Annotated in this window: 15 protein-coding genes, 1 tRNA gene and 1 pseudogene; 6 read left to right on the forward strand and 11 right to left on the reverse strand. The window is 66.5% G+C overall.

Features of this window, described 5'->3' with window-relative positions; translation table 11 throughout:
* Window positions 1-36: 36 nt before the first annotated feature.
* Complete coding sequence (locus FHR78_RS03880) at window positions 37-1,002, reverse strand: TadA family conjugal transfer-associated ATPase (protein ID WP_208392943.1); 966 nt, start codon at window positions 1,000-1,002, stop codon at window positions 37-39.
* 541 nt (window positions 1,003-1,543) lie between these two features.
* On the opposite strand from FHR78_RS03880, the gene acs reads away from it, so the two are divergent.
* Complete coding sequence (acs, locus tag FHR78_RS03885; protein ID WP_166759166.1) at window positions 1,544-3,538, forward strand: acetate--CoA ligase; 1,995 nt, start codon at window positions 1,544-1,546, stop codon at window positions 3,536-3,538.
* 150 nt (window positions 3,539-3,688) lie between these two features.
* Here acs and FHR78_RS03890 read toward each other — a convergent pair whose 3' ends face one another.
* Both FHR78_RS03890 and FHR78_RS03895 read right to left on the reverse strand, forming a co-directional pair.
* Window positions 3,689-5,302 carry a DUF6119 family protein gene (locus FHR78_RS03890; protein ID WP_166759167.1) on the reverse strand — a complete coding sequence of 538 codons (1,614 nt, stop codon included), beginning with the start codon at window positions 5,300-5,302 and terminating at the stop codon, window positions 3,689-3,691.
* A 221-nt stretch (window positions 5,303-5,523) separates the two neighbouring features.
* Window positions 5,524-6,231 carry an HNH endonuclease gene (locus FHR78_RS03895; protein ID WP_166759168.1) on the reverse strand — a complete coding sequence of 236 codons (708 nt, stop codon included), beginning with the start codon at window positions 6,229-6,231 and terminating at the stop codon, window positions 5,524-5,526.
* 147 nt (window positions 6,232-6,378) lie between these two features.
* On the opposite strand from FHR78_RS03895, the gene FHR78_RS03900 reads away from it, so the two are divergent.
* Window positions 6,379-8,148: an AIPR family protein gene (locus tag FHR78_RS03900; RefSeq protein WP_166759169.1), complete on the forward strand. Its 1,770-nt coding sequence runs from the start codon at window positions 6,379-6,381 to the stop codon at window positions 8,146-8,148.
* 107 nt (window positions 8,149-8,255) lie between these two features.
* On the opposite strand, the gene FHR78_RS03905 is transcribed toward FHR78_RS03900, so the two are convergent.
* Both FHR78_RS03905 and FHR78_RS03910 read right to left on the reverse strand, forming a co-directional pair.
* Window positions 8,256-9,737 carry a hypothetical protein gene (locus tag FHR78_RS03905; protein WP_166759170.1) on the reverse strand — a complete coding sequence of 494 codons (1,482 nt, stop codon included), beginning with the start codon at window positions 9,735-9,737 and terminating at the stop codon, window positions 8,256-8,258.
* Window positions 9,738-9,804: 67 nt separating this feature from the next.
* On the reverse strand, window positions 9,805-10,254 hold the full coding sequence (locus FHR78_RS03910; protein WP_166759171.1) for a hypothetical protein: 450 nt from the start codon (window positions 10,252-10,254) through the stop codon (window positions 9,805-9,807).
* Window positions 10,255-10,582: 328 nt separating this feature from the next.
* Here FHR78_RS03910 and FHR78_RS03915 point away from each other — a divergent pair.
* Window positions 10,583-10,867, forward strand: a pseudogene (locus tag FHR78_RS03915) (AMP-binding enzyme); the annotation flags it as partial.
* 16 nt (window positions 10,868-10,883) lie between these two features.
* On the opposite strand, the gene FHR78_RS03920 reads toward FHR78_RS03915, so the two are convergent.
* Both FHR78_RS03920 and FHR78_RS03925 read right to left on the reverse strand, forming a co-directional pair.
* A complete protein-coding gene (locus FHR78_RS03920) occupies window positions 10,884-11,363 on the reverse strand; it encodes an Atu1372/SO_1960 family protein (protein ID WP_166759173.1) in 480 nt (159 codons plus the stop codon).
* A complete protein-coding gene (locus FHR78_RS03925) occupies window positions 11,363-11,521 on the reverse strand; it encodes a hypothetical protein (protein ID WP_166759174.1) in 159 nt (52 codons plus the stop codon). The genes FHR78_RS03920 and FHR78_RS03925 overlap by 1 nt, the downstream gene beginning before the upstream one ends.
* Window positions 11,522-11,571: 50 nt before the next feature.
* Between FHR78_RS03925 and FHR78_RS03930 the strand changes: the two genes are divergently transcribed.
* The 3 genes from FHR78_RS03930 (at window position 11,572) to FHR78_RS03940 (ending at window position 15,237) form a co-directional block, all read left to right on the forward strand.
* Window positions 11,572-14,124, forward strand: coding sequence for a transglycosylase domain-containing protein (locus tag FHR78_RS03930; protein ID WP_166759175.1), 2,553 nt, complete (start codon window positions 11,572-11,574; stop codon window positions 14,122-14,124).
* Entirely contained in the window at window positions 14,121-15,071 is a 951-nt protein-coding gene (locus FHR78_RS03935) for a metallophosphoesterase (protein ID WP_347878037.1), read from the forward strand. Before FHR78_RS03930 ends, FHR78_RS03935 begins: the two co-directional genes overlap by 4 nt.
* A gap of 92 nt (window positions 15,072-15,163) precedes the next feature.
* Window positions 15,164-15,237: transfer RNA gene (locus FHR78_RS03940), tRNA-Pro, on the forward strand.
* A 380-nt stretch (window positions 15,238-15,617) separates the two neighbouring features.
* Here the strand turns inward: FHR78_RS03940 and FHR78_RS03945 are convergent.
* From FHR78_RS03945 to FHR78_RS03960, 4 genes are read right to left on the reverse strand one after another with little or no spacing between them, the layout of a single operon-like run.
* Entirely contained in the window at window positions 15,618-16,223 is a 606-nt protein-coding gene (locus FHR78_RS03945; protein WP_166759176.1) for a thymidine kinase, read from the reverse strand.
* Entirely contained in the window at window positions 16,223-16,969 is a 747-nt protein-coding gene (locus FHR78_RS03950) for a response regulator transcription factor (RefSeq protein ID WP_166759177.1), read from the reverse strand. The genes FHR78_RS03945 and FHR78_RS03950 overlap by 1 nt, the downstream gene beginning before the upstream one ends.
* Window positions 16,956-18,092 carry a hypothetical protein gene (locus tag FHR78_RS03955; RefSeq protein ID WP_166759178.1) on the reverse strand — a complete coding sequence of 379 codons (1,137 nt, stop codon included), beginning with the start codon at window positions 18,090-18,092 and terminating at the stop codon, window positions 16,956-16,958. The genes FHR78_RS03950 and FHR78_RS03955 overlap by 14 nt, the downstream gene beginning before the upstream one ends.
* Window positions 18,089-19,408 carry a sensor histidine kinase gene (locus tag FHR78_RS03960; RefSeq protein ID WP_166759179.1) on the reverse strand — a complete coding sequence of 440 codons (1,320 nt, stop codon included), beginning with the start codon at window positions 19,406-19,408 and terminating at the stop codon, window positions 18,089-18,091. Before FHR78_RS03960 ends, FHR78_RS03955 begins: the two co-directional genes overlap by 4 nt.
* Between the last annotated feature and the right edge of the window lie 94 nt (window positions 19,409-19,502).

The raw sequence follows: 19,502 nt of genomic DNA on the forward strand, positions 1-19,502 counted from the left end.
GCGGCGCCCGTCGGCGCCCTCGCCCGCCGGCGTCCGTCACGACGCCCCCCGCGCGGCGCGGCCCGCCCCGAGGCCCGGCTGCGCGGCCAGCTCCCCCTCCGACGTCGTGCCCAGCGAGCCGATGCAGGCGAGACGACGGCGACCCGCGACGCGCTCGAGGTGGAACACGGCGTCGAGGGCGCTGACGGCCTGTCGGGCGAGGGCCGCGGGCGTCAGCCCGGCGACGGCCCCGAGCGCCTCGAGGCGTGCCGGCACGTCGCGCAGCCCGTTGGCGTGGAGGGTGCCCGCGCCGCCGTCGTGGCCCGTGTTGAGCGCCGACAGGAGCTCGCGCACCTCCACCCCGCGGCACTCCCCGACGACGAGGCGGTCGGGCCGCATGCGGAGGGCCTCGCGCAGCAGGCGGGCGAGGTCGATCCCGCCGACGCCCTCGAGGTTGGGCTGCCGGGCCTCGAGGGAGACCACGTGGGGGTGCACGACCCGGAGCTCGGCGACGTCCTCCACGGTGACGATCCGGTCGCCGGGCGCCGCGGCCGACAGCATCGCCGCGAGGAACGTGGTCTTGCCGGTGCCGCCCGCCCCCGTGACGAGCACGTTCGCCCGCCGCTCGACGCACGCCCGCACGACGGCCTCGTCGACCTCCGAGAAGAAGCCGGTCTGGGCGAGGTCGTCGAGGGTCGGCGGCACGGCCCGGGGGAACCGGATGGACAGGGCCGTGCCGGAGGTCGACACCGGCGGCAGGACGGCGTGCACGCGGACGCCGCCCGGCAGGCGCACGTCGACGCACGGACTCGCCTCGTCGACGTGCCGGCCGCCCCGGGCGACGAGACGGACGGCCAGGTCGCGGACCGCCGCCTCAGAGAGGTGCACCCTCGGGTCGGGCGTCGCTCCGCCGCCTCGGTCGACCCAGGTGCCCGAGTCGCCCGTGACGAAGACGTCGGTGACCGAAGGGTCCTCGAGGAGCGGGGCCAGGGGCCCGAGCCACGTCCGGTCGAGCTGCGCCATCTGTACCCCGTTCTGTGCACCTGTACCCCAGTGCGTCGCGGCGCCCGGCGGAGCCGACGGGACGAACCGGCCGAGGGGTGACTCGCGGGTGACGGGCAGGTGAGGGGCCTCGGGTCCGAGGGGGGCGTCGGTCATGGGTCGGACCGTAGCCGCGACGACCCCGTCGTCACAGACAGGGCTGTCCACACCGGGGATCGAGGGGCACGATCCGAGCACCTGGGGAGGGATCACCCGGGTGGCCGCGCGCAGGAAGCGGGGTTAAACGAGAGGGGCGGCACCAGTTGGGGGGAACTGGTGCCGCCACGGCAGCGCGGGATCGGGGGGAATCGCTCGCGCTGCACACCGGGGATGAACCCGGACTCGTCGAGTGTACCCCAGACGAGTCGACGAGTGCCAGCACAGGGCCTCGGCACGGGCCGGCCACTTCGCTCTCCGGACAAGCGCCCGCCGGGGGCGCCGCCGCGAGCCGCCCTCGTGGCCCGTTGTAGTCTCGCTGGCGGGCGAAGGCGCCCGTCAACCGCAACGACGCGAGAGGACGACGATGGTCGACCGCCAGGACACCCCCACCAGGCCCGTGGCCGAGCACGAGCGAGGCGCGGACTCGCCCGCAGCCGTGTTCCCCCCGTCCGCCGACTTCGCCGCCCGCGCCGTGGCCGGGACCGACTTCGTCGAGTCCGCCGCGGCCGACCGCCTGCGCTTCTGGGGGGACCAGGCCCGGCAGCGGCTGTCCTGGCACGTCGAGCCCACCGAGACCCTCGACTGGTCGGGGGCGCCGGTCGCCCGCTGGTTCGCCGACGGCCGCCTCAACGTCGCCTACAACTGCCTCGACCGCCACGTCGAGGCAGGCCACGGCGACCGCGTCGCCCTGCACTGGGAGGGCGAGCCGGGCGACAGCCGCTCGGTGACCTACGCGGAGCTGACGCGCGACGTCAGCCGTGCCGCCAACCTGCTCGCGTCGATGGGCGTGGTCGCCGGCGACCGCGTCGTGATCTACCTGCCCCAGGTGCCGGAGGCGGTCGTCGCCATGCTCGCCGTGGCCCGGCTGGGCGCCGTGCACAGCGTCGTCTTCGGCGGCTTCAGCGGCGAGAGCCTGCGCGCCCGCATCGACGACGCCCAGGCCGTGCTCGTCGTCACGGCCGACGGCGGGTGGCGCAAGGGCGCCGTGGCCCCCCTCAAGCCGGCCGTCGACGCCGCCCTCGCCGTCGGCGGCGAGTCGAGCGTCCGGGACGTGCTCGTCGTCCGACGCGGCGGCAACGACGTCGACTGGACCGAGGGACGCGACCACTGGTGGCACGAGGCGCTCGAGGGCGTGTCCGACGTGCACGAGCCCGAGGCCTTCGAGGCGGAGCACCCGCTGTTCATCCTGTACACGAGCGGCACCACCGGCAAGCCCAAGGGGATCCTGCACACCTCCGGCGGGTACCTCACGCAGGTCGCCACCACCCACGCGACGGTCTTCGACCTGCGGCCGGAGAGCGACGTGTGGTGGTGCACGGCCGACGTCGGCTGGATCACGGGCCACAGCTACGTCGTCTACGGCCCGCTCGCCAACGGCGCCACGCAGGTGCTCTACGAGGGCACGCCCGACTCCCCCGCGCCCGGTCGCTGGTGGGACGTCGTCGAGAAGTACGGCGTCACGGTGCTCTACACGGCGCCCACCGCCATCCGGGGCTTCATGAAGGCCGGCCGCGAGATCCCCCAGGCGCGCGACCTGTCGTCGCTCCGGCTGCTGGGCTCCGTCGGCGAGCCGATCAACCCCGAGGCGTGGCTCTGGTACCGCGAGGTCGTCGGCGGCGGTCGCACGCCGATCGTCGACACGTGGTGGCAGACCGAGACCGGGGCGATCATGATCTCGCCGCTGCCGGGCGTCACCGCGACGAAGCCGGGCGCGGCCCAGACGCCGCTGCCGGGGATCGCGGTCGACGTGGTCGACGACCTCGGCACGCCGGTCGCCGACGGGGAGAGCGGGCTGCTCGTCGTGTCCGAGCCCTGGCCGTCGATGCTGCGCGGCATCTGGGGCGACCCCGACCGGTACGCCGAGACGTACTGGAGCCGCTTCGGCGACCGCTACTTCGCCGGCGACGGCGCCCGCCGCGACGAGGACGGCGACGTCTGGCTGCTGGGCCGCGTCGACGACGTCATGAACGTGTCGGGCCACCGCCTGTCGACGGCGGAGATCGAGTCGGCGCTCGTCTCCCACCCGATCGTCGCCGAGTCCGCGGTCGTCGGCGCCGCCGACGAGACCACGGGCCAGGCCGTCGTCGCCTTCGTATGTATCCGCGATTCTGTGACCCTTCAACCTGAAGGCAAGGAAGCGATGGTGCGCGAGTTGCGGGCGTGGGTCACAAGGTCCATCGGTGCCATTGCCCGTCCGCGGGACATCTACATCGTCGGCGAACTTCCAAAGACACGATCGGGCAAGATCATGCGTCGGCTCCTACGCGACGTTGCGGAAGGTCGCGAGGTCGGGGACACCACGACGTTGGCGGACACCATGGTCATGAGCAAGTTGGAGGCTCAAGTGCGTGGCAATTGAGCCCGTCTGCGGCGAGTCCTCTACCGTGGCCAAAAAGTTCAAGGCGGCGGGACGCGCGGCCATGAGCTTCACAGCCGTCACGTAGAGGCTTTGCACGGCTGAGAGAAGACTGTCATCGCGAAGCAGTTAGTGCAAGTGGCTCATGGCCCCTCAAGTGCCTTTAGGCGTCCGAGACTTTTGAGGCTTCTTTTTTCCACTCCGGTCAGTGGCGTCCGGAACCATCTGCACTCCTACGTCAACTCGCATGGCCTCCAAAGCGCGCAGGGCGCGCCGCAAAGAGATTCTCGAGAAAATAGGCAGATTGTCGGACTTTTTCTCAGGTGTGCGCTTGTGACTAACAATGGCGATGGCGATCGAGAAACGGTCCTCCTTGACAGCGGCCGATACTTTCGCCGCCGTACTGGTATCAGATTTCTTCTCAACTAGTTTGTGGAGCTTCTCGCGAGCTTCAGGGGTTGTACGCAACAGTTCTGCCGAGTTCGCAGCCTGATTGAACAGATGGCTCAAGTTCGCCGAACTCGTTCCGATTTTGACATGGATGAATTCGGGGACGTCTCCAGTTACCCTTAAAATGTCGCACGGCTCAATAGCTGACTGCCCCTTGGGACTGACATTTGTCTTGTCGAGACAGACAGACTTGGTCAGCCCACTTACCTTCTCGTTGTACGCACCCTCCGAGGACCATTTGTGCTCAGGTAGGTTCGCATCGATGAAAAAGGGATCGATGTATTCCCGCAGAGAAACAAGTAGATCAGCGGCCACCTTGAACCAGGAGCCGTCACTAAAGTGGTACGTGTAGTCCTCGTTATCGGAAACCTCAAAAACGAGCGACCTGTATATCGACCAACGTTGGCGCTGCTTCATATCTCCATCGAGAAGTACTAAGTAGTCGTGTTTGAGACCATCAACCGTTAGAGAATCCTTATCGACTTGGTGCGACTCTAGGTACTCTCGATAGTGCTTGACGTAGACGTCATCGTGGACATCGCTTCGACCTTGACCTGCAAACTGCACAAACGTCTCATCGCGGTAGTCCAAAATGTCCGGCACCGTCAAAACTACAGGCGCAGTCACGTCAAAAATTGCTTCCGCAAGCTTCATGTCCAGAGCAGATATCGTTTGAGGATCCGTGACTGGGCGAATCTTTGCCACACCAGGAAAAGTCTTCAAGTATGCATCTGACTTGTACAGTTTGTGCAACCTTGAGAGAAGCTTTGCGACATCCTCTGGTTGCGCTGGGGTCGTGATGCGCAAGCTACTCGATCCAGTCACGCTCCGAACTAGATCATTGTATTTCGGTCGAGCCTTACCGGTAAGGCTCTTCAATACGGACGCATCTCCCGCAAAGCTTAAGAGAGCCAAGTCGCCGTCGTATGGAATCTGGGTACGGCGCCTCTGAGAAGAATCTGGGTCGAGGGTTTCAGTACTCTTCAGCTTGCGTGGGTCAACAGCATTCAGGACAACTCGAGTTCCAAAGTCATGTTCATAAGCCTCATCCCGGAGCAAGAATTGACCGGAACCAAACGTCAAAACCATTAGACGCTTCCCGGACGGAACAAAGGCAGCTGCCGAATTGGAACCTTGAAGGAGCTTCGCGTCTAGGGACAGGTAGTCCTTCCACCAGGGGGCGTCCTGCGTCGCGGGCTTGATGAACACCCTAAGACCCGGAATCGAGCTGGAATGTTCTGTTGTCTCCTGATAGTCATGATCTGATCGAAGGGCCCCCTCGACCGTCATGCCGGACTTTAAGGCGTAGATAGACATCGACCTTGTTGCCACTTTTCCCCCGTTAGCTTGGATGGACTCGTGAGGGCAACGTCAACGCCTTCGCGAGGCCAGACATGGCGCCCCGTTCACCCTCGATATCCAGCGTCTGCCTCATCATGACAGGGTCATAGTGGGCGGCGATAGTGCAGAATTGGCCGATGGCGGGTCAGCAAGCAAACGGGGCACCACCGCATCAGCGCGGAAGCCGGAAACCTCCACTAGAGCGCCGAATCCCCCTCGCAACCTGGGCTTGGGGTTTCGTCCTGTATTTTCCTCAGCTCGTCTTCGTGAAGGACGGCGATGCTGGCGACTTGGATGGGCATGTCCGGGCCACGTCCACCTACGATCCTTCGGCTAAGTCTCCGGCCATAAACGAATAGCTTGTGATCCCAGAGGTCCGAGATGGCCTCATCCAGGACGCGCTGAGCATCCCGAATAACGCCGAAGCCCGCCTCCTGAACCGTGTCGGCGATCTCCCCGTAATCCTTCGCAAGCGACAGAAATTTATCGGCAGCATCTGAAGCAGCTCTATCATCGTCGCCCTCGGCAGAACGCATCATGAACATGTGCGCGCTGGCTACGACGCTCCAGACGGCCTCGCCCGTAATCAGCGGAACCATAGAAATGGAGCTTTCATCATCGTTGGCCACTACGCGCTGACGACCTTCGGACAATTTGTCCTCCGCCCATTTTTCGTGAGCGGCCTTCTTGGCTAGAAGCCACGCAACAGGGTACCGAGTCGGAAGTGAATCTATGCGCTTGTGGTCCGTTGCGCAGAGCAGAATCAGGTTCTCGTACCCGTCCACGTTCTCCCGTGATCCATCTGCACCCCGAGGCCCGTTGATGCTCCGCGCGACGATGTGCGCTTCCTCACCCAGGACGAGGCCACCACGCTCGTCCGATTCGGTCAGGGGCTGCTTGCACATGGCACATCTGTCATGAGCTCTACCCCACAACATCTTCCGGGACTGATCCGTAATTGTCACACCGTGATGGTCTCACGCGCCACGCGTCCCGTGTCCCGCGCGTCGGAGTAGCCACAGTGAATCCCTCTGGGCCGCTACAGTCCTGTCATGACCCTCAGCGCTGACCAGGCCATGGCGAAGCACGCCTTTAACGACTACCGCAAGGCAAACTACCCTGCCCTCTCAGAAGATAAAGCCTTCGAGTACTACGCGACTCACCTCGTCACGAAGCAGCTGGGGGTAAGTGCGGAGGTAGTTAGACAGAGCATTGTGGGCGAGGGGGGTGACGGCGGCCTCGACTCGGTCATGATCCTGCTGAACAAGACTGAGTTCGTGGGCAGCGGGTCCGTTCGCCTGACAAATCGCAAGGCCAGCTTGGATGGCCTTCAAAAAGGTGTTCCTCTCGACATCGTTGTGGTGCAGTCCAAGAATGTGGATAAATGGGACAGCGAAGTGTTCCCTAAGATTCGGGACGCGCTCCAACTAATGATGGACGCGTCCGTATCTGTGCAAAAGCTTCGCGAGTTTCCGCTCAATGAGGACGTTATCGAGGCGGCGCAGACCCTTCGAAAGCTCCAGCGGAAGCTGGTTCCGCTGACCCCGGATGTCACCTTTGAAGTCAGCTACGTGTGCTTTGCCAAGAAGAAAGACATCGACCAGTACCGCGTTACGAAGCGTGGTCTGCTCGAAAAATTCCTGAAAGACAAGCTGCCAACTAGAACCAAAGTCAAGGTTGAATACGTCGGCGCGGAGCGCATCAATGATTTGGACGCGCAGAGCAGTGACTTTGATGTAACCCTGGAGTTTGCTAAGGCTCCAGTTAGAGATGGACACGCGCTGGTCGGGCTGGTGCGCGTGCGTGACTACGCCAAGTTCTTGCGCCGCCCCCGGTCTGAGGCAATCCGCGAGGAGATGTTCGCGGTCAACGTGCGGGACTTCGCCGGTAAAACCGCCCGGGTCAACGCGGCGATCGGTGAGACTCTGGCCGCCGACGATAAGTCAGCCTTTTGGTGGCTGAACAACGGAATCACCATCATCGCCGACGAAACCAGCGATCCGAGCGAGACGAAATGGGTTCTGACTAACCCTCTGATTGTCAACGGCTTACAGACCTCAAACGTGGTGCATGCCTTCGCGGTTGAAAAGAAGATAACGAAGAAACGACTCAGTCAGTCGCTTTTAGTCAGGGTCATTAAGGCGCCTGAACCGGAAATCAGAGAAGCTGTTATAACTGGAACCAACAATCAGACGACGGTGAATAGCCTCCAGCTGCACGCAAATGACGACCTGCAAATACGTCTTGAGCGATACCTCCGTTCGAAGGGTTGGTACTACGAGCGTCGGCGTTACCAGTACAGGAACACCCAGCCGAAACCCCCCGCGAGCAAGGTGCGCAGCGTAACGGAACTCGCGCAAGCCATGATGGCTGTTCATCTGTTGGTTCCCGATACGGCGAGGGCGCGGCCGGCTACGCAATTGTCAACGAAAGCTGGCTTTGGCAGAGTTTTCGACCAGCAACTCCCAGAGCTGCTCTACGAAAAGTCGCTCACCGTTTTGGAGGCTGTGGAGTCTTACCTGCAAAGCGGTACCGGCAAAAGTCATGCTGACACCGCTACAAATGCACGATTCTATTTGGCCTCCGGGCACGTCATTCGCTCGGTCGGCCTCAAGTCACTGTCGACTTTTTCCGCGGCCGTGAGTGTAAAGCAGATCAAGGCAAGGCCGACCATTGTTGAGCTGGACATGCTCCACAGCATGCTCGATGCCGCGGTCGCGTCCCTCGACGACGGTAAGACTGCTCGTGATCAGATTTTCAAAGGCTCAGAGTTGAAGAAAGTCTTCTTCGATGCCATTTTGAAGCTGAACGGCCAACCTTAATCGTGCTCCATCAGGCCGCTAATTATGGGCAAAGTGTCGCCTTGACAAATTGCCGCCGATTATCGGGCACTATGGCCCATACAGACCACTCGCTTTTGCCAATCAGGTCAAGTGTCAATGCCGTGTTCTTGCGCAAACGAGACGATAACGAGACGGTCGTAGGCGTCCTCGAGGATAGCGTTAGGCCCGTGTGAGCGTCCCTCCTGCCAATCTCGATGGGCGATGAAGTTCCTGGGGTCGGTGAACTCAGACGCTGATCCGACGAGGGCTGCGAGTTCTTCGCGTTCAGTGGTGGCGACGGATTCAACGAAGTGAGACGGAACAATGGCAAGCGGGAAATCAGCCGGGGGCAGGAGATCCTTTACAAAATTCTGATCGACCAGATCAAACATTCCCAGCGTCACGAGGAGCCCAATGATTGGGCGATCTCGCGGAAGGAACTGTACGGCAGGATGTCTTTTCGCGACCAAGCTGTAGGTCGCGTTAAGTTGTCGAACTCCCTTCATCAGGGCTTGCTCGTGCGCTTCCTCGTGAGCGTATAACCCTTCCTTGATTGCCTGACTCGGGAGGACGCTCTTGCACTCGATCAAGAACACCGCCTCCGGCGTGACCACGAACCAGTCGATGGTCTTCTTTTCTTCCTTGCCGTAGGTGATCTCTGGGCGGACAACGAAATCTTTGCCTTGTCGCAGTTGGCGTCCGATGTACTGCTCAAACAGGTAGCCGAGGTCGTGAAAAAACCCTGTCGACCACTTGGCGACGCCCGCATAAACGATGCCCGCCGGCGAGACCTTTAGATTCAGGGCCGGGGGGCAGGGAGCGATCCATTCGCCGGGGAGGACACCACCGACAAGGGGTGTAGCTAGAAGCGGATTATAGGCAAACGGTTCCCTGATGAACTGGCTCCCCGGGCTGTCTTTTCCTTGAGCGAGCGCCGCAATTCGCGCCTTCTTGAATCCCGAGATGTCGGTGGCGAAGTTTCTCACAACGACTGCATCAAACTGCTTTTGGCCACCGAGCAAGTCCCGCATTCTTGCGAGCTCGTCTGACCACGGAAATGGGAAGCGAGAGCCTCGGTTCGTAGCCGCCCACAGAATTGCCCCGACGGACACGAAGGTCTCAATGGTGGTACCAAAGAGTTCTTCTTGCCACCCCGGCTTCATCGCCTCGGGTGTGTAGTTGATCGGAAGGTCTGTATCGACGAAGAGAGCGACGCACCTTGCCCAGTCGTGCTTACTGATGCGGTTGTAGGGCCACTGCTCGTACGCCCACCTCAACATTAACCCGAACGTGCCCTGCAGTTCGTCGAGTTGCTGAGGAGTCTGGATACGAGAGAACTCATGGGTAATGCGCTTGACGTCCGTTAACGTGGGGCGCTTACCACCTCTAGTGCCACGCGTTATGGCCACGGCAGCTGCACCGGCCACGTTCCACGGCAAAACTTCTTTTGCGACCGTTTCCGCGTCCTCCTCGAAAGGGCTACCATCCCAGCCCAGACAACTCTGTGACAGACCGTAAAGCAGTTCATCTCGGTCGTAGCGCCGAATCAGCGAGATGTAATCCTGATACCGCTTTAGACCTTTTGTCATCTCTTTACCAACTGACGCAACGAGTTGAGTGCACGCAGGCGCAACACGCCGCCCCCCGAGCCCAGCATCAGGCGCCAAGTGGGCGGTCGCTAGGCTCGGACACTTCGTTGAGGGCTATGCGAACGACCGCCAGGTCGACCTTGTGGTCCTGCACGATGAACCGCCCTTCAACCGTGAAGTCACTTATCGGGATGACTACGAGCGTAAGGCCATGCTTGGGCATCAGGTCGCGGCGTCGGTCGTCGTAGATCCTGCGCTGCACGCCCCGATGGACGCCGGAAACGGTCATGCGGTGCGGCTTGTCAAAGTGGGCGACGGCCTCAGTGTGCTGTTTCTCGTGGAATTCAACAACGAGCCCAAGCGTCGGCCTATAGGCGTCCACCGGGAGCGGCATGCGACGACCTGTCTTCGCGGATTCGTCACCGAGCAACCAGTCGAAGGTTCGCTGCCGTTCGCCCGCGACACCCAGGGCCTCGTTACACAGGGCAAGTACATACCGCTCGTTCTCTAGTGCCACGACGTCAGCCTAACGACCGTCCACCAGTCGGCCTGTCGCAGCCTGACGGCCGAAAGGCTGCGGGACACACGACGACCGTACCGACCGACGATGTGGCTCACATCAAATCGACGCCGCTTGAAACGCACTTCGAGCTGCCTAACCCAACGGAAGCACACCCATGTCAATTACAAACTCAGCCCCTCACGGCAGTCTTGTTCTTGCCGCTCGACGCCTACCCCGTCTCCTTCTCGATCATCACTGATGCGTGCGTAGATGGCAGCCTTCTGCGTCACGACCATGACAATTGCTCCTATTTGTCGACCCAATGCTTACACATAGTGCAACAGCAACGTGCCAGGCCGTCGTCGCCTTCGTCGTGCTCCGCGACAAGAAGAAGGGGAGCGTCACCCCCGAGGAGGCGGCGGTCGCCCTGAAGGCGCACGTCGCGCAGCAGATCGGCGCCATCGCCCGGCCCCGGTCGATCGTGCTCGTGGACGAGCTGCCCAAGACGCGCTCCGGCAAGATCCTGCGGCGACTGCTCCGCGACGTCGCGGAGGGCCGCGAGGTCGGCGACACGACGACGCTCGCCGACTCGGCCGTCATGACCGTCATCTCGGCCGAGGTGCGCTGAGCCGCCCGGAGGGGCGTCAGGCGAGCGGCGACACCTCGAGCACGAGCTCGACCTCGACGGGAGAGTCGAGGGGGAGCACGGCCACGCCCACGGCGCTGCGCGCGTGGACGCCCGAGTCGCCGAAGACCTCGCCGAGCAGCTCGGAGGCGCCGTTGAGGACCCCGGGCTGGCCGGAGAAGGCAGGGTCGGAGGCGACGAACCCCGTCACCTTCACGACGCGGACCACGTCGTCGAGCGACCCGAGCACGCCGGCCGCCGCCGCCAGGGCGTTGAGGACGCAGGTCGCGGCGAGCTCCCGTGCCCGGGCGGGGGCGACGAGCCCCTCGCCCTCGCCGACCTTGCCGGTCTCGGGCAGCACCCCCTCGACGAAGGGCAGCTGGCCCGCGGTCCAGACGGTCGTCCCGACGCGCACGGCAGGCACGTAGACGCCCGCGGGCGCGGCGACGGCGGGCAGCGCGAGCCCGAGCTCGGCGAGCCGGTCGGCGACGCGGGGCACTAGGCCTCCTGCCGGGGGCGCTTGAGCCAGGCGACCGGGCCGCCCTCCGGCCCCTGCGTGACCTGCACCAGCTCCCAGCCCTCGCTCCCCCAGTTGTTCAGGATCGCGGTGCTGTTGTGCACCAAGAGCGGCGTGGTCGTGTACTCCCAAAGGACCATTTGTGTTTCCTGTCAGCTCGGATGTCAGCGGTGTCACTTACCCTGATCCTATGTCTGCCCAAAAATCGAAGCCCACGTCCGTCCTCGGGGCGCTCTTCGGGTTCATCGGCTTCAGCGTCCTGGCCGGCCTCCTGGTCACCATCGGGGTCACCCCGGCCATCGCCGTCGCCGGCATGACGGCGTCGAGCACCATCGGGGTCTTCGAGTCGATCCCCGAGTACATCGAGATCGGCAAGCTCCAGCAGCGCAACACGCTGTACGCCAAGCAGGGCGGGCAGGACGTCCCCTTCGCGACGCTCTACAGCGAGAACCGCGTCGAGCTCGAGTGGGACCAGGTCTCCCAGTCCCTGAAGGACGCCGTGGTCGCGGGCGAGGACCGCCGCTTCTACGAGCACGGCGGGGTCGACGTCACCTCGCTCGTCCGCGCGGCGGTCGGCTCCGTCGGCGGCGGCGAGCTCGGCGCCAGCGGCGGCGGCTCGACGCTGACCATGCAGCTGGTGCGCAACATCCGCATCGCGCAGTCGCAGCTCATCGCCGACCCGGCCGAGAAGGAGGCGGCCTACGACGAGGCGATCAAGACCACGATCGACCGCAAGCTCGAAGAGATGAAGTTCGCCATCGGGCTCGAGAAGAAGTACACGAAGGACGAGATCCTCCTCGCGTACCTCAACATCGCCTACTTCGGCGACCAGACCTACGGCGTGCAGGCCGCGTCGCAGCACTACTTCAACAAGAACGCCTCCGACCTCACGACCGAAGAGGCCGCGAGCCTCATCGCGATCGTGCAGTACCCGGACACCCGCAACCTCTCGACCCCTGAGAAGTACGAGGGCAACAAGGCCCGGCGCGACGTCATCCTCAAGGCGATGTACGCCGAGGGCTTCATCGACCAGGCCCAGGAGCAGGCGTCGCTGGCGACCGACATCGCGGGCTACGTCCACCTGACGCCCCCGACCCAGGGCTGCGCCGCCGTCACGGCCTCGGGCGCCCAGTACTTCTGCGACTTCGTCAAGAAGAACATCAAGAACCTCACCGTGCTCGGCGCCACCGAAGAAGAGCGGACCGCCCGCTGGAACACCGGCGGGCTCAACGTCTACACGACGCTCAACCTCGACCTGACCGCCAACGCCAAGCTGCAGCTCGACAAGTGGGCTCCGGCCACCGAGACGCGCCTGAAGCTCGGCAGCGCCGTCGACTCCGTCGAGGCGGGCACCGGCCGGGTCGTCGTCATGACGCAGAACACCACGTTCTCCGAGATCGACACGGGAGACCGCACGCAGACCTCGATCAACTTCAGCACCGACAAGGACTACGGCGGGTCCGGCGGGTTCCAGCCCGGCTCGACCTACAAGCCGTTCACCCTCATCGACTGGATCGAGCAGGGGCACGGCATCTACGAGTCGGTCAACGCGACGCCGCGCACGTTCTACCTCACCGCCGGCGGCGACCGCACGGGCGGATGGGCGCCCAAGAACGACGCGGGCGAGAGGCCGGGCAACATGCAGGTCACGACCGCGACCGCCAAGTCGATGAACACCGCGTACGCGGCCATGGCGTCCAAGCTCGACCTGAAGGACATCGCCGGGGTCGCCCAGCGTCTCGGCTTCCACCGTGCCGACGGTCGCGAGGTCGAGTACATCAACCCGTCGTCGATCCTCGGGTCGAACGAGGTCGCGCCGCTCACGATGGCGACCGCCTACGCCGCCATCGCCGCCGGGGGCAAGTACTGCTCGCCCATCGTGGTCGACAACATCGTCGACGACGACGGCAACCAGCTCGGCGGACAGCCGCAGCAGTGCACCCAGGCCATCGAGCCCCAGGTCGCCGCGGCCGCCGCCGTGGCCATGTCCGGCCTGTGGACGGTGGGCACCGCCCCGAACGCGCTCCCCCGTGACGGCTACCCCGAGATCGGCAAGACGGGCACGACCGACGACAAGGACCAGATCTGGATCGTCGGGGCGACCACGAAGCTCGCGACGGCCGTCTGGCAGGGCAACTGGGACGGCAAGAAGGTCAGCCTGCGCAGCTACGGGTCGCCGAACACCGGCGGCCGCTACGCCACCACGCGTGCCGACCTGTTCAAGGCCGTGCAGACCGTCAACAACACCGTCTACCCGGGCACGGCCTTCCCCAAGCCCGACTCCTCGATCGCGCGTGGCTCAGGCGTCTCCGTGCCCGAGCTGGGCGGCAGCAGCGTCGAGGCCGCGCAGACGATGCTCGACAACCTGAAGCTCGACTACGCCGACGGCGGCACCCAGGCCTCGTCACTGCCGGCGGGCCAGGTCGTCGGCACCGACCCCACGCCGGGCACGGTCGTCTCGAAGGGCTCCACCGTGAAGGTCTTCACGAGCGACGGCTCCGGCGCCGCCGCCGTGCCGGACGTCAGCGGGCAGACCGTCGCCAACGCCAAGACGGCGATCGCCGCGGCCGGGTTCTCGCCGGACAAGGTGGGCATCGCCGGCTTCGCCCCGGGCGACGGCAAGAACCAGTGCCGCGTCGCCGGCACCGATCCCGCTCCGGGCACGAGCGCCGCGAAGGACTCCGCCGTCGGGCTGACCCTCTACGGCGACGAGCAGGGCGGCGACCCCGGGAACTGCAAGTGACGCCCCTCCCCCTCGGCAGGGCCACGGCCGCGACCGCTCTGGCGGGCGCGGCCGTCGGCCTGGGTGCCCTCGCCTGGGGCACCATGGTCGAGCGGAACCGGTTCACCGTGCGGCACGAGGTCCTCAGCGTCCTCGAGGCCGGGTCCCGTCCCCTCACGATCCTGCACCTCAGCGACCTCCACCTCGCCCCGTGGCAGACCGAGAAGCAGGAGTGGATCCGGGGCCTCGCGGTCTACGAGCCCGACCTGATCGTGAACACCGGCGACAACATCGGCCACGTCGATGCCCACGGGGCCCTCGAGCGCACGCTCGAGCCGTTCCGCGGCATCCCCGGGGTGTTCGTCAACGGGTCCAACGACTACTACGGCCCCGTCCCGAAGAACCCGTTCACGTACTTCGGCGGCCCCAGCACGATCCGACAGGCGCCGACCCCGCTCGACATCGGCCGCATGGAGTCCTTCTTCGCCGACCTCGGCTGGCTCGACCTCAACAACACGGCCCGGGCCATCGAGATGCGGGGATCCCGCCTCGAGCTCTTCGGCGTCAACGACGCTCACCGGGGCTGGGACCGCCTCGACCGCCTCCCCGGCGCCCTCGACGACCTCCGCGAGAACGTCCGGTGGCACGACGACCGTCGCGGGCCCGACCCCATCAGCATCGGGGTCACGCACGCGCCCTACCAGAGGGTCCTCAACTCGTTCGTGAACAACGGGGCCGACATCATCTTCGGCGGCCACACCCACGGCGGGCAGGTGCGCGTGCCCGGCTACGGAGCCCTCGTCACCAACTGCGACGTGCCCCGGGGCAAGGTCAGCGGGCTCAGCTCGTGGAGCCACGCCCGCAAGACGGCGCACCTCGAGATCTCCGCCGGCCTGGGCACGTCGATCTACGCGCCCGTCAGGTTCGACTGCCGCCCCGAGGCCGTGCTGGTGACCCTCACCGCCTGACCGCAGGCTGGCGGCCAGGTGGTGCGAGCGGGGCGAAACATCCGCTATCCTTGTCAGGTTGCTCCACTCGGCCCCCGGGCCGGGCGACACCTCGGGGTGTGGCGCAGCTTGGTAGCGCGCCTCGTTCGGGACGAGGAGGTCGTGGGTTCGAATCCCGCTACCCCGACGAGAAATGGCCGGACCTTTGGGTCCGGCCATTTCTCTTGTGTCCTTTGGCGGGGCGGTCCCCGCCCGCCCCGCGCCAAATGGCCGGACCCTTGGGTCCGGCCATTTTTCTTGTGCTTGTCGGCGGGGCGGTCCCCGCCCGCCCCGCACCGATGGCTGGACCCTACGGGTCCGGCCATTTCTCTTGTGCTTGTCGGCGGGGCGGTCCCTGCCGGCCCCGCGAAAATGGCCGGTCCCTCGGGTCCGGCCATTTCTCTCGTGCCTGTCGGCAGGGCGGTCCCCGCCCGCCCCCGCGAACGTGTGCCTGTCGGCGGGGTGGTTCCCGCCCGGACCGCAGGGCACGGCCGGAGAGGGGCCAGGGCGGCCGTGGCGGGCCTGGGGTCAGGCCAGGCGGCCGTCGCTCTCGGCGAGGTAGCAGGCGCCGCAGAGCGACTCGTAGGTGACCTCACGACCGTCGATCGCGACCTGGTCACCGTCGAACACGAACCTGTCGCCCACCTTGCGGGCGTTGAACACCGCCTTGCGACCGCACCGGCAGATGGTCTTGAGCTCCTCGAGCGAGTGGGCCACCTCGAGCAGCCGGCGGCTGCCGGGGAACGCCACCGTCCTGAAGTCGGTGCGGATGCCGTAGGCCAGCACGGGGACGCCCTCGAGCACCGCGATGCGGAGCAGGTCGTCGACCTGGCCCGGCGTCAGGAACTGCACCTCGTCGACCAAGAGGCACGAGAGGTCGGTGCCGGTCTCGTCGAGCACCCGACGCCGCGAGGCGCAGAACACCTCACGGACGTCGTCGTCGGGGCCGAAGGTCACGTCGACGGGACGCGTGACGCCGAGCCGGGACACGACGGCGTCGTCGCCCTTCGTGTCGACCTGCGGCTTCGCCAGCAGCACCCGCTGCCCGCGCTCCTCGTAGTTGTAGGCGGCCTGCAGCAGGGCCGTGCTCTTGCCGCTGTTCATGGCCCCGTAGCGGAAGTACAGCTTCGCCACTACTGCAGGTAGCCGTCCTCCGCCGCACGACGGATCAGCTCGGACTTCTTGCTCGCGGGCCGGTTCGCCTTGGCGTACTTCTCGCGCACCCGACGCAGGTACGTCTTCGCGGTCTCGTACTGCACGTTCATCTGCGCCGCGACCTCGTTCGTGCTGAAGCCGGACACGTAGAGCCGGAACGCCTCCGACTCCCCCGCGCTCAGCTTCGGCCGGCTCTGGTTCGCCGCGCCCACGGGCAGGGGGCGCCAGTCGCGCTGCGGCGACGCGTCACGGGCGACGCCCATCACCTGTCGTGCCGCGTCCATCACCTCGCGCATGGGCAGCGCCTTCGAGAGGAACGCGGACGCCCCGGCGTCGAGGGCGCGCTCGCGCGACTCGCGGGTGTCGAGGCTCGACAGGACGACCACCTTCGCGCCGGCGGCACGGCAGGTGCGGACCCGGGCCTCGATCGACACCGGCTCCTTCAGCTGGAAGTCGAGGAACACGAGGTCGGTCGGGAAGTTGTCGCTGTGCACCAGCTGCAGCCACGTGTGGGCCGTCAGCACGAGGTCGAAGTCGTACGCGTTGACGTTGATCCAGCTCGAGAGGCTGTCGAGCAGCACCTCGTGGTCGTCGAGGATCGCCAGACGCACCCGGCGGGTGGCGGGGCCCTCGGCGCCCGGCCCCACGGTGCTCCACGAGGGGGCGGCGGGACGCCCGGGGCCCGAGCGCAGGGACGAGCGACCGGTCGGTTCAGTGCTGGTCATAAGAAAACCTTAGTGTCAGGAGGGGCGGGGCCGGATCGACCTGCAGGTCGTCGAAGACGATCCGCACGACGGCGAAATAGGGGGCGAGACGGTGCCGGACGGCGGTCTCGGAGGAGGCGGTCGCGACGCTGATGCGCGCCTCGACCCGCTCCTCCTCGGTGTCGAGCTCGACCCGGACGGTGTCGGCCCGGACGGCGTCGGTCTCGCCGAACGCCACGAGCAGCGCCCGGAGCGAGGTGCGGTGAGCGGCGGTCATGCGGCCGGCCGCGCGGTCGGGGTCGACGACGACGCCGGACACCCGGGTGACCGGGTCGGCCAGCACCTGCTCGAGCCAGCTGCGGTCGGCCTCCGCCACCATCGTGCCGCGCAGGTCGGCGCTGATGCGGCGGGCCCGCTCGACGTCGGCCTCGGTGACCACGCCGGCGGCGACCACCTGCCCGAAGAACGGCACGACGTCGCGGTTGAGGATGGTCACCCTGTCCTGCTGCACGCTGCGGACCACGCTCGAGCGGAACTCCTCCGCGCTCGCCTGACGAGCCGAGGAGGCGCCTGCGATCCAGCGCTCGACCAGCGTCGTGAAGGCGGCCGAGAACGAGGCGCCGGCCAGCGACAGGGCCACGACGGGCGTGACGGCGACCACGACGAACGCCAGGACCGGGACGTGGGTGACGAACGACGCGCTCTCCGCGACGACGACCGCGGCCACGACGACAGAGGTCACGGCGCCGGCTGCGACGATGTCGACCGCGGGACGGTAGGGGGCCAAGCCGACGAGGACGAGACCGACGGCGAGCGGCGCCCAGTCGTCGCGCACCATCGAGTTCGCACCCGCCGTGCCGACCGCGGCCAGCACGACTGCGACAGAGCCCAGGAGCACCACCGCGACGACGGAGACGCGGCTGAAGGGAGCCCGGAGCGGGCTGGACGCGAGCACGAGCACGACGCCCGCGGCCGCCAGCGCCGCGAGGGCGCCCACCGCGGCGGGCGCCGACGTGATCTCGTCCCGCGTCGCGAGCGTGGACACGCCGGCGTAGACGACCGCGGCCAGGGCGGCCAGGGCGGTGACGGGCCGCGAGCTCAGGGCACCGAGCGGATCGACCTGTTGGGGGCTGCGGCGGGTCACGAGGTCGCACCCCCGGCCTGGGTGCGTTCCGGGCCCTCGGCGGCGTCGGGCAGGTCGAGCACCACCGGGGCACCCGCGGACGGCCCGGTCAGCGGGGTCCCGTCGGCGACCTGGACGGCCTCTGCCCCGCCGACCGGGACGCGGATCATCACCGAGGTGCCGCTGCCCGGCGACGACCAGACCTGCGCCGATCCGCCGACGCGGGCCGTCCGGGCCTCGACCGAGTTCTTGAGGCCGAGCCGGTCGGGGCCGGTGGCGCCGACGTCGAAGCCCACGCCGTCGTCGATGACCATGACCGTGAGGTCGGTGCCGTCGCCGTAGACGACGACCTCGGCGCGGTCGACGCCGCTGTGCACGGCGACGTTCGTGAGGCACTGCCCGACGGCGAGGCCGAGGGCACGACAGACCGCGGGGCTCAGGCCCACGAGGGCCCGGACGTCGCCCGTCACGCCGACCTCGAGCCCGCCCTGTCTCGCCCGCTCGACCGCGAGGCCGAGCTCGGTGCCGGACCAGTCGCCTCCGTCGTCCGGACCGGCGCCCGCGGCCACGGCCTCGTCGCTGAGCCATTCCTGCCCCACCAGGACCTCGAGGTCTGCGGCCATCGACGCCGCGGCCGCAGGGCTCAGCCGGCCCGGGCCACCCGCGGCGATCGACGAGAGGTGGTTCAGCACGGTGTCGTGCAGCAGGGCGGCGGCCTGCTGCTCGACGTCGTGGCGGATCGCCTGCTTCTGCTGGTCGAAGGCCGCCCGGTGCAGGCTCGGCTGGGCCCGGCGCACCCGCCCGCGCGCCAGCAGCGAGGCCGCCACGGTGCCCGACACGAGCAGCCACGCGAACGCGACGGCGACGTCGACCCGCGGCGAGGCACCGGTCTGCCACGTGGCGAGCTGCGTGACGACCTCGCCGAGCGCGAAGCCCGCCGTGGCCCAGAGCAGGCTGCCGCGGGAGCGCAGGCCGCTGCCCCCCACCATGACGAGGGCGATCTTGGGCAGGGAGAGGGAGAAGGCGTCCGACGCCTGCACGGAGGGGATCTGGGCGAACAGGGTGACGGCGTACCAGTACAGGCAGGCGGAGCCGATGGCGAGGTACGCGACGACGGCGGTGGTCGACCGGGACCGCTCGACCACGAAGAGCATGCCGAGCATCGGCAGCAGGGCCGCCAGAGCGGGCCAGAGGAGGTAGGTGGGCTCGACGACCTGGTTGACGATGAGCAGCAGACCTGCGCTCGCGAGCACCACGCTCGCAATGACGTGACAGGCCCGGGACAGGGCCCGGCCGACCGTCTGGGGGACGAGGTGCGCGGGGAGGCCGAGCAGCATAGCGGCCCCCTCTCGATCGACGTGTCGGGCACGACGATCATGGCAGAACGGGGACCGCGTCTGTACCCCGTTATGTGGGGCCACCTCGACGGAG

Source organism: Frigoribacterium faeni, assembly GCF_011761235.1.
Taxonomy (GTDB): Bacteria; Actinomycetota; Actinomycetes; order Actinomycetales; family Microbacteriaceae; genus Frigoribacterium; species Frigoribacterium faeni_A.